This window comes from Candidatus Moraniibacteriota bacterium (assembly GCA_035390125.1).
GTDB lineage: Bacteria > Patescibacteriota > Minisyncoccia > Moranbacterales > GWC2-37-73 > DAOOTD01.
In genome coordinates, this window is sequence record DAOOTD010000004.1 from 29303 (window position 1) to 45071 (window position 15769).

8 protein-coding genes are annotated in these 15769 nt (G+C 42.2%); all 8 read left to right on the forward strand.

Annotated features, from left to right (window positions below):
- Positions 1–3: 3 nt before the first annotated feature.
- Entirely contained in the window at positions 4–939 is a 936-nt protein-coding gene (locus tag PLR68_04080; protein HOW60897.1) for a hypothetical protein, read from the forward strand.
- A 98-nt stretch (positions 940–1037) separates the two neighbouring features.
- Positions 1038–1259, forward strand: a complete 222-nt coding sequence (secG, locus tag PLR68_04085) for a preprotein translocase subunit SecG (protein HOW60898.1) — start codon at positions 1038–1040, stop codon at positions 1257–1259.
- A 167-nt stretch (positions 1260–1426) separates the two neighbouring features.
- Positions 1427–3043, forward strand: coding sequence for a peptide ABC transporter substrate-binding protein (locus tag PLR68_04090; protein ID HOW60899.1), 1617 nt, complete (start codon positions 1427–1429; stop codon positions 3041–3043).
- A gap of 24 nt (positions 3044–3067) precedes the next feature.
- The gene (locus PLR68_04095; GenBank protein HOW60900.1) at positions 3068–3676 is read left to right on the forward strand and encodes a glucose-6-phosphate isomerase family protein; all 609 of its coding nucleotides are present in this window, start codon (positions 3068–3070) and stop codon (positions 3674–3676) included.
- Between the two features lie 139 nt (positions 3677–3815).
- The gene (locus PLR68_04100; GenBank protein ID HOW60901.1) at positions 3816–4520 is read left to right on the forward strand and encodes a hypothetical protein; all 705 of its coding nucleotides are present in this window, start codon (positions 3816–3818) and stop codon (positions 4518–4520) included.
- 299 nt (positions 4521–4819) lie between these two features.
- The gene (locus PLR68_04105) at positions 4820–5404 is read left to right on the forward strand and encodes a hypothetical protein (protein HOW60902.1); all 585 of its coding nucleotides are present in this window, start codon (positions 4820–4822) and stop codon (positions 5402–5404) included.
- 167 nt (positions 5405–5571) lie between these two features.
- Positions 5572–6546 (forward strand): hypothetical protein, encoded by a 975-nt coding sequence (locus PLR68_04110; GenBank protein ID HOW60903.1) that lies wholly within the window; start codon positions 5572–5574, stop codon positions 6544–6546.
- 264 nt (positions 6547–6810) lie between these two features.
- The coding region (locus PLR68_04115; GenBank protein HOW60904.1) for an FG-GAP-like repeat-containing protein at positions 6811–15769 on the forward strand (8959 nt) is incomplete at its 3' end.

A 15769-nucleotide genomic window follows, 5' to 3' on the forward strand; every position in this document is an offset into this window, starting at 1 on the left:
AATATGTCCGGGAAATTGGAAAAAAATATTCTGGCAACTATTGCATATTATGATTGTTTGGATTATCCCCTGACTCCTTTTGAAATTTGGAAAAATCTTATCAGGACAGACAACTATAACGTAAGCGAAAATTCAGACGAGACGACTTTGGCTGAAGTGATCAAACAGCTTGAAAGCGAAAATCTCAGGAAATATGTGGAGAGTAAAAACGGATTTTATTTCCTGAAAGGCAGAAACTATCTGGTGAAAAAGCGGATTGAAAATAATAAGATTTCTGTCGGAAAAATAAAAAAGCTTCTGAGGATTGCAAAATGGATGAGGCTTATTCCATTTATAAAAATGATCGGGATGACCGGAGCCTTGTCCATGAAAAATGCCAATGCCAAAAGCGACCTGGATGTCTTCGTGGTTTTCAAAAAAGGAAAAATATGGACAGGCCGGACATTGGCGACGATTTTTTTGCAGGCCATCGGAAAAAGGCGGCACGGAAAAAAAATCGCTGACCGCGTTTGCCTGAATTTTTTTGTGACCGATGAATCACTGGAAATCACCACCAAAGATCTTTTTTCAGCCAGCGAATATATGTTTCTTTTTCCGCTTTACGGTTGGGAAACGTATCAAAGGTTCCAGATAAAAAATAAGTGGATAAAAAGCATGAAGCCCTCCTATTCGCTTTGTGAAGTTCCGCCCCTCAAAACCCTCGGAGATCCCAGTTTCCTGAAAGCCATAAGGACTGCTGGAGAATTCATCCTGTCTCCGGCTTGGATTGAAAGATGGCTGGCAAAAATAGAGAAGAAACGCATCATGCAGAATCCGAAAACTCATCAGCCAGGAAGTATGGTTTATGCCGATGACAATGCCCTGATTTTCCTGCCCGAACCCCATGGCCCCAAAGTTTTCGAACAATTCAAGCAAAAGATCAGCCAGCTGGGCAGTTAGGTAATAAAGCCTTAAATAAGCCAAAAAGTTCCATTTATTCTTGACTTATGGGCAGAGACTTGCTAAATTATAAGAAGTTTTAAATAACCAAAAAACACATGAAATTTATAACCATTGCTCAGATCGTTGTTTCTATTCTGCTTTCAATTTCTATTTTGCTCCAGAACAGGGGCAGCGGACTCAGCACTGCATTTGGAGGAGATTTTGGAGGATATTATACCAAGCGGGGAATGGAAAAGTTTCTTTTCTATGCATCTTCATCTCTGGGAGTTATATTCATAATCCTGGCTTTGGCCATAATCTGGATAAGCAACAATTAATTGGAATCCCTTATTTTTCAAAAGACTTATTCGTAAGTCTTATTTATATAAATTAACTTTTCTAACACATCCATATTAGTATCAATCTTAAGGAAAAAATAAAATATTTAAGACCGGAAAATCTGTGGGCAATCAGCAAGAAGCTTGACTTTAAAGAAAAAATTATTGTGACATTGCTGCTGATAGCCATTGCAGTGTCGCTCATTTTCTGGATCGGTGCTTTTTATAAAAACTTAACAAAAGAAATTCCCAAATCCGGAGGAGAATATAATGAAGGCATCGTCGGCCAGCCATTATATGTAAACCCTGCCATATCGCAGACCAGCGAAGCAGACAGCACTTTAGCCCAGCTCATTTTTTCCGGACTTTTCAAATATGACAATGACAGCAAAATCGCCAAGGACTTGGCCGAAGACTATTCTATTTCGGATGACAAAAAGGAATATAAAATTAATCTGAAAAAAAATGTGACCTGGCATGACGGGGAGCCGCTCAATGCCCAGGATGTTTTTTTCACCTTCAATATACTGCAAGATCCCGCATACAAAAGTCCGTTGCGCCAGAGCTTGCAAGGAGTGGAAGCCAGAGTGGATGATGACTACACCATTGTCTTCATATTGAAAAACCAATACAGCGGATTTTTGGAAAATCTCACCTTCGGAATTTTGCCGAAACATATCTGGCAGGACATAGCTCCGGAGAAATTTTCTTTGGCTGAATACAATTTGCATCCGATAGGTTCCGGGCCTTATATGTTTTCCGATATGCAGAAAGATGCTGATGGAACCATTCTGACTTTCAAGCTTGTGGCCTTCAAAAATTTTTACGACGGAGCTCCTTATATCTCAAGAATAAATTTCAATTTTTATCCGGATGATTCTGCATTGATGGATGGGTACAACAAAAAAGAAGTGATGAGCATGGCCAGCATTCCTCCGCAGAACATCAAAGACATCAAAAACAGCAAAAGCACCAAAATCAATCGGCTGGCAATTCCCAGATATTTTGCAGTTTTTTTCAACCAGACAAAAAGCGTGGTGCTGGCGGATGACAATGTGCGCAAGGCTCTGAATCTGGGAGTGGACAGGGAACAGATCATCAAAGAAATTCTTTTCGGAGAAGGAGTAGCTCTCAACTCTCCTTTTCTTCCGCAGATGGAAGGCTATGACGATGATGATATAAAAACAGACACAGACAAGGCCCAGAAAATTCTGGATGATAATGGATGGTCTTTGGACAAGGATGAAAATGTCCGCAAGAAAAACGGAACGAAACTGGAATTCGAACTGGTCACAACCGACTGGCCGGAATTTGTTCAGACAGCCGACATGCTCAAGGTGCAATGGGAAAAACTGGGAGCCAGAGTCAATGTGAAAGTCATGTCAGTTTCAGACTTGCAGCAGAACTATATCCGCAGCAGGGAATATGACAGTCTTCTTTTCGGACAGGGAATAAGTTTCAACCCCGATTTATATTCATTCTGGCACTCAAGCTTTAAAAATGATCCCGGGCTGAATTTGTCCAGCCTTGACGACAAGGATGCAGACGGACTTTTGGAAAGCATCAGGCAGGAATTCGACGAATCAAAACGCAAGGAATCTTATGAAAAATTGCAGGAGATATTTTCCAAAGAAGTTCCCGCCACATTCCTCTATGCCCGCTATTATATCTATCCTACCAACACGAAGCTGAAAGGCATGGAAGTCAAAAACATCAACAACTCCCAGCAAAGATTCACGGACGTGAGCAAATGGTATGTCAAAACCAAAAGAGTCCTGAAATAATTTAAACAATAAAAAAATAAAAATATGGATATTGATTTTAAAAATGTTCCCAAACACTATGCTGCGCGGACGCATGAAAAAATGCAGGATGTCCTGATGGATCCGGCCGGCAAAGGCCCAGCCGTCCACTACTATATGATCCGCGGGGGAAGCGACCAGAGAAACATAACCGTTTGGGAGCCGGGAACAATTTCTGGAGAATACATCAAGACATACGGTCATTATCACGTGGGAAATTTGAGCGAAACTTATTGGATTATTTTCGGCGAGGGCGTGGCTCTGGTGCAAAAATTGAAAAAAGATTCGAATGGTCAGATGATTGCCGACGAAGTTGAGGAGTTCAAAGCAATCCCGGTGAAGGCCGGCGATAAAGTGTTCATGTCTCCGGAAGAAGGCCATTTGGTAGTCAACACAGGAAAGACATATTTTGTGACGGCTGACGACAGCCCGGTTGATTTTGAAGACAGGGATCCTGCCAGTTTTCCCGGACATGCCGATTATGAATTGGTGAAAAAAGCCAGAGGCTTTGCTTACTATGTGATTGAGCATGGAGGAAAGCCGGTTCTCAAAAAAAATCCTTTTTACAAAAAGATAGAGAAAGAAGATTTGGGCGGACTGCCGATAATTGGATAATGTTTCTGATTTTAAATTTAAAAAGCTATCCGCTCTGGATGGCTTTTTTGTTTTTCTTGTTTGGAGCAAACGGAAAATGTGATATAATATAAAGCGCAACTGGGATAATTTTAAAATCCGAATATTTTGTCTTTAAAAAATGCCAGATAAAAAAATAATTTTTCTTTTATTGTTCCTGTCTCTCTTCCTTTTTCAAATTCAGAAGGCGGAAGCTTTGGGCATGAGCAGTGATAATTATAAAATAAACGCGGATGTCATCGGTGCCGGCGGGGGATTGGGAATTTCCGACAGCTACAAATTATTCGACACGGCCGGCGAACCGATCGTCAGCATCGGAAGCAGTGACAACTACAAAGCCAAACTCGGTTTCGAATATATGCTGGATGAACCGCCTACCATATCAATTCTGGCCGATTCCAACACAGTGGATCTGGGCAATGTCACTCCCGGCACTCCGGTGCAGGGGCAATCGACGCTTTCTGTCACCACGAATTCATATGGAGGATATGATCTTCTGGCCAGTGAGAATCATGCACTGCTTCACACTGACGCTGTCACAACCATTCCTGATTATTCAGGTACGATTGCTTCACCGATTGCGTGGAGCGGAACCGGATTCGGATTTACCATAACATCGGGAACCAATGTGGAATCAAAATGGGGATCAAGTCCGAACTTTGCCTATGCTGGTTTTCCTTTGGCCGACACAGTCATCCATGAAAAAACAGGATACAAAACTGCGGCAGATGACACAGTCATAGGATATAATTTGAATGTAGCTTCAACACAAAAATCTGGAGATTATACCAACACCGTCACCTATACTGCTACCACCAGATTGTAAAAAAAGTAATTTTTGACAAAATTATCCACAGAAGTCTTGCAGAGTTGTCTATAATATGCTATAATTAGGTTAAAGAAGAATATTGACAGTATTAGACAATCTAAGAGATTTTATTTTTTTGGCTTGTATCCGCATTTTTACAGAGCGGAACAGGAAAAAGAATGGGAAATTTTAGATTGCAACCATTCTTGACAACAAAATGTTTGAAAGTTCTTAAGGGGTCGATATTAGAACTCAAAATATTGTCTTGCCAAGAAAGTTTTAACTAATAATTTAATAAAAAAATAAAAACAAAAAATATGAAGAAATTTCTATTTTTAACAATCGCAGCATTTGCTTTTGTGATTGTTGTTGCACCAGCTAGCGCTGCTGTAAGCGACACTTGCGAAGTTGATTTGACTGCATATGTTGGTGAAAACATAGATCTAGCCTGCAGCGTTACTTCTGTAGACTTAGGAACAGTAGTTCCTGGTACTCCAGTAGTAGGAAGTAGTTCTTGTACAGTTACAACCAATGCTGACCTTGGTTATGATCTTTTAGTAAGACAGGATACTCCTTTGACAGACAATGAGTCTAACACTATTGCTGCCTATGCAGGCACAATTGGTACTCCTACAGCATGGACTGGAACAGGACTAGGTTTTAGTGTTTATGCTTCAACAGCAACCAAGGATGCTAAGTGGGGTTCAGCCAGCACGTGTACTACCGGTGCTGCTAATAATTATGCCGGTTTTCCCGGAACTTCTGCTATCATTATGGATCATGACTCATATTCAGCTACTGCAACTACGACTGACATCTGCTACAAACTTGATGTTCCATCAACTCAGGAGTCTGGTGCTTATGCTGGCCAGGTAACATACACAGCTACAACAAAGCCGTAATTTATAGAGAGACACTAATCGAACAAGCCGGAATTATTCCGGCTTGTTTTTTTATTCGAAATTTTATCGGATGAGGCTGGGCTATGATGACAAAAAATTTTTTTAATGTTAAAATAAATTCGACTGTGAAAAAATAATCAATAAAAAATTTAACATAAAAAACAAACATGAAAAAAATATCCAATTTCAAAATGCTGAAATATCTGTTCATCATCATCGCCAGTTTCTTTTTTTGTTTTTCTGCCGAGGCCTATGAAAATGCTAAAAGCATCCAAGTTTCACCGACCCGCTTTGACTATAAGCTCGGGCCGGGCGCCGAAACTGAAGGAACGCTCAAGCTCAAAAATTTTGCAAAGGATGAATATAAAGTCAAAGTGTATGTGGAAGATTTTTATGTGGAAGACTACACTTCAGACGCGAAATTTTTTGTGCCGGACAACGCCCATCCGAAGCTGGCTTATGATATTATCAAATGGATAAAATTTGACGAAGAGAATTTCCAAATGGCTCCCGATGAAGCCAAAGAAATCCATTTTAAAATCGATGTGCCGGAAGGACTTCCGACTGGAGGGTACTTCGGTGTAATTTTTGTGGAACATGAAGAACCAGGATCTGAAGAGAATGCAGTCGTGGTGAAAAGCAGAGTTGGAGCTTTACTTTCTTTTGCAGTGCAGGGCAAAGAACCAATAAGACAAGATGCGGAGCTCAAAGATTTCAGGGCTACCCAGAAAATATTTTGGGACAATCCAGCCGGACTGATTGCGGATGTCTATAGTTCCGGCAACATGCATTTCAAAATGTCTGGACAAATCGACATATACAACTTGGGAATTTTTAAAAAAGATCCGATAGTCTTAAAAGACCAATTCCAATATCCGAAAACGATCAGGAGATATGAAGAGAAATGGAAATTTGCGCCGTGGTGGGGATATGGATATTACACTGCCAAGATCAATCTGGTTTCGGAAGACGGAAAAATTATTCTCTCCAAAGATGCTAATTTCTGGGTGATTCCCTGGAAGACGACGGTCATCATTTTGGGAACGCTTTTTCTCTTGTGGCTCATCAGAAAAATATTCAAACATAATTTTGAAGTCAAAAGGAAGAAAAAGGGGAATAAAAGGCCAATAAGACACGTCTAAAGTTGCAAAATTTATCCAAAAACAGGCAGTAAAAATGCCTGTTTTTTTGAACCTGTGGATAACTCCCTGCCAGGGCTTGGGGATTTGTATCTTTTGTGTTAAAATTCGGATAGATAAATATATTGATTTTTGGCACTGCAAAAGCAAAATAATTCAATTAGGAGGGTGTATATATTTATCAAGCAAGCGGGATCTTAAAAAGATGTTAGTTTGAGTTATTTAGTATTGGGGGGAGGTTTTATATAAATAAACCCAGAGTAAGTAATGAGAAAAATAAAAATAAAATTTAATTTCAGGAAAAGCGCAATGTTTTTAATGGCGGCGCTTTTTATTTTTTTCATTTCTTTCCAAGGGAGCACTGAAGCGGCCATTACCAAGCAGATAAATTATCAGGGAAAACTGACAGACAGTCTGGATGCATTGGTTCCGGATGGGAACTACGATATGATTCTCAATTTCTATGACGCGCCGACCGGAGGCAACATTGTCTGGACAGCCAGAGGAACAATCGGAACTCCGACAGCCAGATCAGTGGAAGTTACGCGCGGACTTTTTTCCATCATGCTCGGCGATGTGGCGGCTGGTGACAATCCGATCGAACTTGATTTCAATAGTAGTTATTATCTTGGTGTGACAGTCGGAACGGATGACGAAATGATTCCAAGAAAAATGATCGGCGCATCCGGCTATGCTTTTAATTCTGATTTATTAGATGGACTTCATGCTGACACCAGCGGAAATGACGCGCATGTTGTGGCGACAGATTCATCGGGCAACTTGACAGTTTCCGGCAACACCTATTTTGGCGGTACGGAAAATTATATCGATTCTTCCGGCGATGGAACTCTCAACAGTTTGACTTTTGATGGAGAAAATCCTTTGCTGGTTGATTCATCTGGAATTTCCAATAGCGCGAACAGTATTGCGCTGGATGTTTATGGAAATGTATTTGTAGACAATGTAGAAAATCCGACAGATTATGAAAGTGAAAGCTCCGGACCTACTGGGACAATTGACGCGCAAGTAAGTGCGGGCACAGATGATAGTTTGGGGTATTATGGTGAAGGTGTCTGGGAATTTGGTACCGATGTGGGAATAGCAGGAGCCGGAACACTGGAAGCGATGGCTTCAGTCGATAGAATAGGTTCTGGTTTGCGTTTTGCAGGAGTTAATATTCCAGAAGGAGCTTCTGTAACAAATGCCTATCTAAGTTTCTATGCAATTAATCCTTGGGGCTTGCCTCAGATCGGAGGCAGTGGCACAAAATCCAAAATAACCGGAGAATTAAGCACTTCAGCAAGCACCTTTTCTGATTTGGCAGATTATCAGGCTAGACGAGGAACAATAGTAGGCGGAGCCAACAATAATAATATTACGACAACTCAAGTCAACTGGGATGATGCGACTTGGACAGTAAGTGGTTGGAATAATTCTCCAGATATTTCCAGCGTGATTCAGGAAATTGTCGATTTGGGAGCAGTGACCAATCTGGGCATCTTTTTCGATGACCATGATAATCTGTCAACTTCCGGAAATTATGTATATGCAGCCAATGCTTATGAAGCAGGCGCTTCCACAGCTCCTAAGTTGCACATTGAATACGGAGGTTACGATACCAATCTGGTTGCTTATGCGGAATCAACTATCAAAACTCAAGGAGAATATTCTTTGAGAGGCGAGGCTACTATTACAGACAGTTTGAACAAAACTCTGACCAAAACTTTGACCACGCCTCTTAACCTCTCAGATATTAATACTGTCTATTTCGATCTAAGATCCAATCGCACCGGATCAAATATTAAAATAGGCCTTCATGACAGTGGAGGCACAACCACTGAAATCACTCCCAACCTGACTTCAGCCGATGTTTTCCAAACTATCACTTGGGATATTTCAGGAGTAGCCAATGCCAATAAGGATACAATTGATCAAATCATCATAACCATAGTCAATGCCGATTCAGCCAATACTTTCTATCTGGACAATATTTATTTTCCAGACACTGCAAACCAAAACATGATTTTCTCGGTTGATAGCTTGGAAAGAATGAGAATTTCTGCTTCTGGCAATGTCGGCATCGGAACCACTACTCCAAGTTCTTTGTTGGATGTGGCTGGTACTTTGGGAGTCAGCGGTGTAGCAACTTTCTCCGGAACCCCAACTGGCAGTGGAATCGGTCAAGGTTCGGTATATATAAATCCAACCGCATCAGGAGAGGGCGCTTCGGTTTTTCAAGGATGGGAAGCAGAAACAGATTGGAATTCGGAAGATTTTGGCAGCAATGTTGTTCTTCTTCCAAAATTATCCGATTTAGATAATGATGGTGACTATGATTTATTACTAGGTACAGAAAATGCTGGTGTCTATGTTTATGAAAATACCGGCACAGCCTCTGAACCAATTTGGACACGGCATGCTGGTTGGGATATACCAGATACATTCTATAGCTATGCTTATCCAACTATTGCTGATCTGGATAATGACGGCGATTTTGATTTATTGGTCGGAACCGGGAACGGCATAGCTTATGGAGTTGAAAATACCGGCACGTCTTCCTCTCCGGCCTGGACGCTTAATTCAGGTTGGGATACTCCGGACATGGATGTTGTTGGTGAGGGCGGAAGCACAAACACTCCATCTCTGGGAGACTTAGATGGCGATGGAGATTATGACTTAATGATAGGCTATATAAATGTTAGCGATATTTATTATATAGCTGGTTTTGAAAATACCGGCACAGTTTCTTCGCCAAGTTGGGCATACCACTCAGCTTGGAATATTTTAATGCCTGGTTCTCCCGGCTATGCACTTTATCCAACTTTGACTGATTTTGATGATGATGGAGATCAGGATTTATTTATAGGCAATTGGATAAATTCACCTTATAGTCTCTATGCTTATGAAAATACCGGCTCGGCTTCTGAACCGGTTTGGACGCTTAATTCCGACTGGAGCATCCTAAATATTACCAGTGCAGTTAATGTCGGAGCCTTTGCCGATTTGGATGATGACGGAGATAAAGACTTGATGATGAATGATTATGTGAATGGAATGATACTTGGTTATAAGCAGATCAAAGCTCCTATTCCAACTACTTTATTTGGCGTAGCTTTGGACGGTTCACAATTGTTAAGGATTAGCAGTGATGGAATTACCGAAATAACAAACGATTTGATTATTGGTGGTGGCGCTGAGGTAACAAACAACTTGATTGTCAGTGGCAATGTTGGAATTGGAACGACTGATCCAACTGCGCGCTTGCATTTGGGCGCGGGTACTTCGACAGTAGGTACAGCTCCGCTTAAATTTACTTCGGGGACATTATTAACTGATCCTGAAGCAGGAGCCATGGAATTTTTGGGTGATGATTATTATCTTTCAATATCATCCGGATATGACTCGCAATATCCTCCGGAATTTTCTGATACCTATGTCAAAGCTACCTCGACTGGCTGGAGTGGTACTTATGATCTGGATCCTTGGCTTGCAACTGATCCAAGCAGATCTCTTATTGGGAATGGTTATGGAAATTCCTGGGAAAGCGCAAATCCGGGAATTACAAACCAAAGATTTCATATTGATTTGGGATCGGCTCAGGTTATCGATCGCGTGTATTATGAAAATGGTCACGACAATGGAGGTCAGACTGACTACGGAGCAAGGCACTTTACTTTTTGGGGATCGAATGATGCGGATGCATTCAATGATTTAATTTGGATTTCTGATGAGGAGATGGTTACTGAAGGTTGGACACAACTGACAACTTCTGTAGATGAATTTGATCAGCATGTTGCAGAAAATCGTCCTGATCCAAAATATTTTACTGTAGACAATAATAATGCTTACCGCTATTATGCTTTTAAATTTGCAGACAACTGGGGGTCCTACTATAGCATGAAGGTTCGTCGTATTGAATTGCAAACTGCTGGGGAAACTGCTGGCAGCAGAAAAGGCATTGTCCTGAACGACGGAATCAATCTGACTTCTGGCCGAATTCCATTTGCGACAACCAACGGCAGACTGACTGATAACGCCAATTTCGTGTTTGATGGAACCAATGTCGGAATTGGCACTTCCACTCCGAGTTATATGCTGGATGTTGGTGGGGATATTAATTTGACTGGTGATTTATATAAAAATGGTGTATTGGTAGACAACACCAGTCAATGGTTAAACTCTGATGTTTTAGATGGCATCTATTACAATTCTGGAGGGGTTGGAATCGGAACAGATCTTCCGGCTGGTTTGCTTGATGTTAAATATGGCGGTTATGGTAATGATTCCTATGTCAAACTATTGTTGCACGCTGATGGAGATGGCAATGCTTTTGCCGATGATTCTTCATCTGAAAACACAATTACAGCTTATGGAAACGTAACTCAATCAAATACCGAATCAAAATTCGGTGGCAAGAGTGCTTATTTTGACGGTAATGGAGATTATCTTAGTTTTCCTAATTCTTCCGATTTCGCTTTTGGAACCGGTGATTTCACTATGGATTTTTGGATTAACGCTCCTTCGCAAGGGAATATGTTTATTTTAGGTGGACGTTCTGCTGTTGGAACAATGCATATAACAACAGGCACGTCGGGGGAACTGGTAGGAGTGTTGAGATATGTGGGAACTTCTGAAATATTATCTTCCGTTTTAATTGCTGATAATTCTTGGCATCATTGTGCTATCGTCAGACATGAGGGAACTGTAACATTGTATGTTGATGGGGAAAATGTTGGTTCCGGAACAGATACTTCTAATTATACAAACACTTCCGGAACATGGTGGATGGGCATTAATGATTATGGAAATCCATCCTATCAAGATTTTCTAAACGGCTATCTGGATGAATTCAGGATTTCCAAAGGTATTGCCCGTTGGACTTCTAATTTTATTTTGCCAGTGAGAGAATATTATCAAGGCGAAACAGGTTTAATAGTTACCAGCGGTGGACGTGTTGGAATTGGCACCGATAATCCTCTTGGAGCTCTTCACGCTGTATCACAGGTTTATGATCCTGAAGGTGAACATATAATGGGAGAAGCAACATTTGACTACACCGGTTCTGAACAAACTTGGGTTGTGCCGGAAGGTGTTACATCAGTTATTATTGATGCCAAAGGCGCTAGTGGTGGAGAGGGAGCTATTGGCTCTAATGTTGGTGGCGATGGTAGCGGTTCTTTAGGCAAGGGAGCTAGAGTGCAATCTACAATTTCAGTTACACCAGGCGAAACATTGCATCTCTATGTTGGTGGTGTTGGAGGAGATTATGCGGCGATAGATTGTAACAACACCTATGGTGGATATAACGGCGGTGGTGCAAGTTCTGGTTGGGGATGTGCTGAAACTGCCGGTGGCGGAGGTGGTGCTTCTGATGTTAGACAAGATGGAACCAGTCTTAGTGACAGAGTAATTGTTGCCGGTGGTGGTGGAGGTGCTGGAGGCAGTAGTACTGGATACTGTGGTAGTGGTGTCGGAGGTAACGGTGGAGATGCCGCGCAAAATGGTGCCGATGGTACGGCATCTGGAGGTGGTGCAGCTGGTGGTGTTGGTGGTACGCAAAGCGCTGGTTATGCTTTAGGTATTGGCGGTGCAGGCAGTAGTAATGGAAGTTGCGGTGGCAGTGGGGGTGGTGGAGGCGGTGGATATTATGGCGGATATGGTGGTAGTGGCGGGAATTCAACTGGAGGCGGTGGCGGAGGAGCTGGATCAAGCTGGACAAGTGGCAGTAATGCAGCTTATATCTCGGGTTATCAGGAAGGTAATGGTCAGATAACCATTAGTTATGACACGTATGTAAGCGATACTGATTTAGTTTTTAATAATGGAAGTCTTGGTATCGGTACAACTACACCGGGTTATACTCTGGATGTTGCTGGAGATATTAATTTAACGGGAAATTTATACCAAAACGGAAGCTTATTTACGGAAAGTCAATGGGTAACTTCCGACAGTGATATTTATTACAATACTGGTAATGTCGGTATCGGCACAGATAATCCTGATGCTACATTTTCTGTCTATAGAAATTCAAGCAGAGATACTTGCACTGGCGGAACAGCTACTACTGACGGTGCTTATATAATTAGAACATTTACTACTAGTGATACTCTTGAGTGTTCTACGCCAATAGATGCTGAATTTTTGGTTATTGGCGGCGGAGGCGGCGGAGGCGGCGGCAGAGGCGGCGGCGGAGGAGGCGGCGGTTTTAGAACAGGAACAGATACTCTAAATAATGGTGAGCATCCTGTAGTTGTTGGTCTTGGTGGTGCGGGTGGTGCGGTTTATGAAACAGGCGAAAATGGGGGAACTTCTACTTTTGCATCGATATCTGCGACTGGTGGCGGAGGTGGAGGATACTTAGGTATTGATGTTGCTGGTACCCCTGGTTCTGATGGTGGTTCAGGCGGAGGAGGTGGCGGTTCTACTACTAGCCCAGGATCTGGTGGAGATTCTGATTATCTTACACCCAAACAAGGATATGATGGAGGTGCTGGTTATGGTGAGGGAGAAAGTTATTCTGGCGGCGGTGGCGGAGGTGCAAGCGAAGTTGGAGGCACAGCTGCCCATGGTGGTCCTGGTGGTGACGGCTTGGCATCTACTATATCTGGTTCTTCTGTTACTTATGCTGGCGGAGGAGGAGGCGGAACTTATATTGGCACTTTTACTGGTTACGGAGGATCTGGCGGTGGTGCAGACGGTGGTAATTATCACTTAATTGCTGGTAATGATGGAACTGATGGATTAGGCGGAGGCGGAGGTGGTGGCGGTAATGGAGCTGTTGGAGGAGATGGCGGTTCTGGCGTTGTGATCGTCAAATATTTACCAATACCTACTCCTTTAGCAACACTCATGGGCGGGAATGTCGGTATCGGCACAACAGATCCATCTTCCATGCTGGAAGTTGCAGGACTGGGTACTTTTTCCGGAGCTCCCACAGGAACAGGAATTGGTCAGGGTTCTCTATACATTAATCCGGCCTCAGCAGGCGCGACTGTTTTAAATAGTTGGTCCGCTGAAGCAAGTTGGAATTTGCCGACTGTCGGAAATGGATTTGCTAGACCAGCTTTTGCCGATTTGGATAATGATGGCGATCTGGATGCATTAGTCGGAGCACAAACTAACGGGATAGCTCTTGGCTACGAAAACACCGGAACATCATCTTCGCCTGTTTGGACTGCTAAACCAAGTTGGAATACTCCAAGCGTTGGCCTTTATGCTTCGCCGGAATTTGCAGATTTAGATAATGATGGCGACTACGATTTAATGATTGGTTCAGTAAATCCAGGCGATCTGACTAAAGGTTATGTTTATGGCTATGAAAATACAGGTACAGCATCATCGCCAGTTTGGACAGCTCATTCCGGTTGGGATAGGCTCGGAATTGGCAGCGTGCCTTTTGCTGTCCCGTCTCTTGTTGATTTGAATAATGATGGAAGAATTGATTTAGTAATAACCTTGGGGGACGGAGGACATCCTCCAGTTAATGGTGATGTACTTGAATATGAAAATACCGGCACCGTGTCTTCACCAGTCTGGACTCTCAGCTCAGAATGGGAAGCTCCATATGGTTCTCTAGCTTTTGCTGATTTAGATAGTGATGGAGACCAGGATGCAGTATCAGGCACACTTAATGACATAATTACAGCTTATGAAAATGTAGGAGACGAATTTTCGCCGACTTGGGTAGCGAGATCAGAATGGAACGCGCCACAAGTTGCTGATGACTATTCTTTGCCAGCCTTTGCTGATTTAGATGGTGATGGGGATCAAGATTTATTAATTGGCGCAGCAGAAGATGGCATAACTTATGCTTTTGAAAATATAAGCAGTAACTCTCAAAATACTTTATTAGGTGTGGGTATAAACGGATCACAAATGTTCAAAGTTAACGCCAGTGGTACGGTGTCAGCTTCAAATTTCCACGCTACTTCAGCCGTTTCTAATTCTATTTTTGACGGAGGTTTATTGCTGACTGGCATGACTGGCAATATTATTTCCAGTGAAGATGTTAGGACTAGCATTCAAGAATTGGATGCCCGTTTGTATAATCAGCAAAATGAAACCAAAGAAATGACAGGATTCCCAAACAGGACCGACACAGCTATTTCTTTCAATGACACCAATCGCAACTTTACGATTACCGGAACAGACTTCAATATATATAGTGCTGGAGAACAATATACTAAAGATACAGAAAGCGTCCAAATCGACAGTGCTGCCGGACTCTATTTCATTTATTATGATAAAGATAATCTAAATTTGAGTTACAGTTCATCCCCTTGGAACATAACTGACGGAACAGTGCAAATTGCTACAGTTTATTGGAACGGTACCAATGGAATAATCGGGGATGAAAGACATGGGCTGACTATGGACGGAATGACTCATGAATATTTGCATAATACCGTGGGGACCAGATACAGTTCTGGATTGACTGGGACATTTGGCAATTCCTCCTTCTCTGTTGGTGCTGGGGATGTTTATGATGAAGATATTAAAATTTCTATTCCAACTTCAACAAATACAAGAGTGCTCTATCATAGCGGAGCCGGTGCTTTCACCTTCACTTCTTCGCAGTCCAAATATTTCCATGAAGTGAGTGATGTCATCCAATATGATACAGGAACCGGCATAGCGGATGTTACTGATGGACGTTATGTAGCTTATTGGATTTTTGCTACTAATGATCCTTCAACGCCCGTCTATTCTTTGATGGGTCAAAGCAATGACACCAACATAACCAATGCCAGAAATAATAATAAATATGAAAGTCTGGTGCTTTCCAATCTGCCATTCAAAGAGATGAAACTCCTTTACCGCGTAATCTTGAGAAGAAATGGAACCAGCGAAACATATGTTGAAACTCAGGATATGAGAAGCGTTTCCAATTTGCCAGCCGGCACCTATGTGGCTACTGCCCATAATAATTTAACTGGCTTGACCTTGGGCGATGACCATACTCAGTATGCTCTCTTGGCCGGAAGGACTGGCGGGCAAACATTATATGGCGGAACTGCTGCTGATGAATATCTGACCATTCGTGGAAATTCGGCTACAAGTGGCAATACACTAACTTCAGCTAATCTGGTTTTTGGCGTAGGCGACTCTGGTGCTACTCAGGCTATGACAATTTTAAACTCAGGCAATGTCGGCATCGGTACTTCTGCACCGTCCCAGATGCTGACTATCGGTAACGGAACCAACCAAGGCAATGTCTACATTGCTA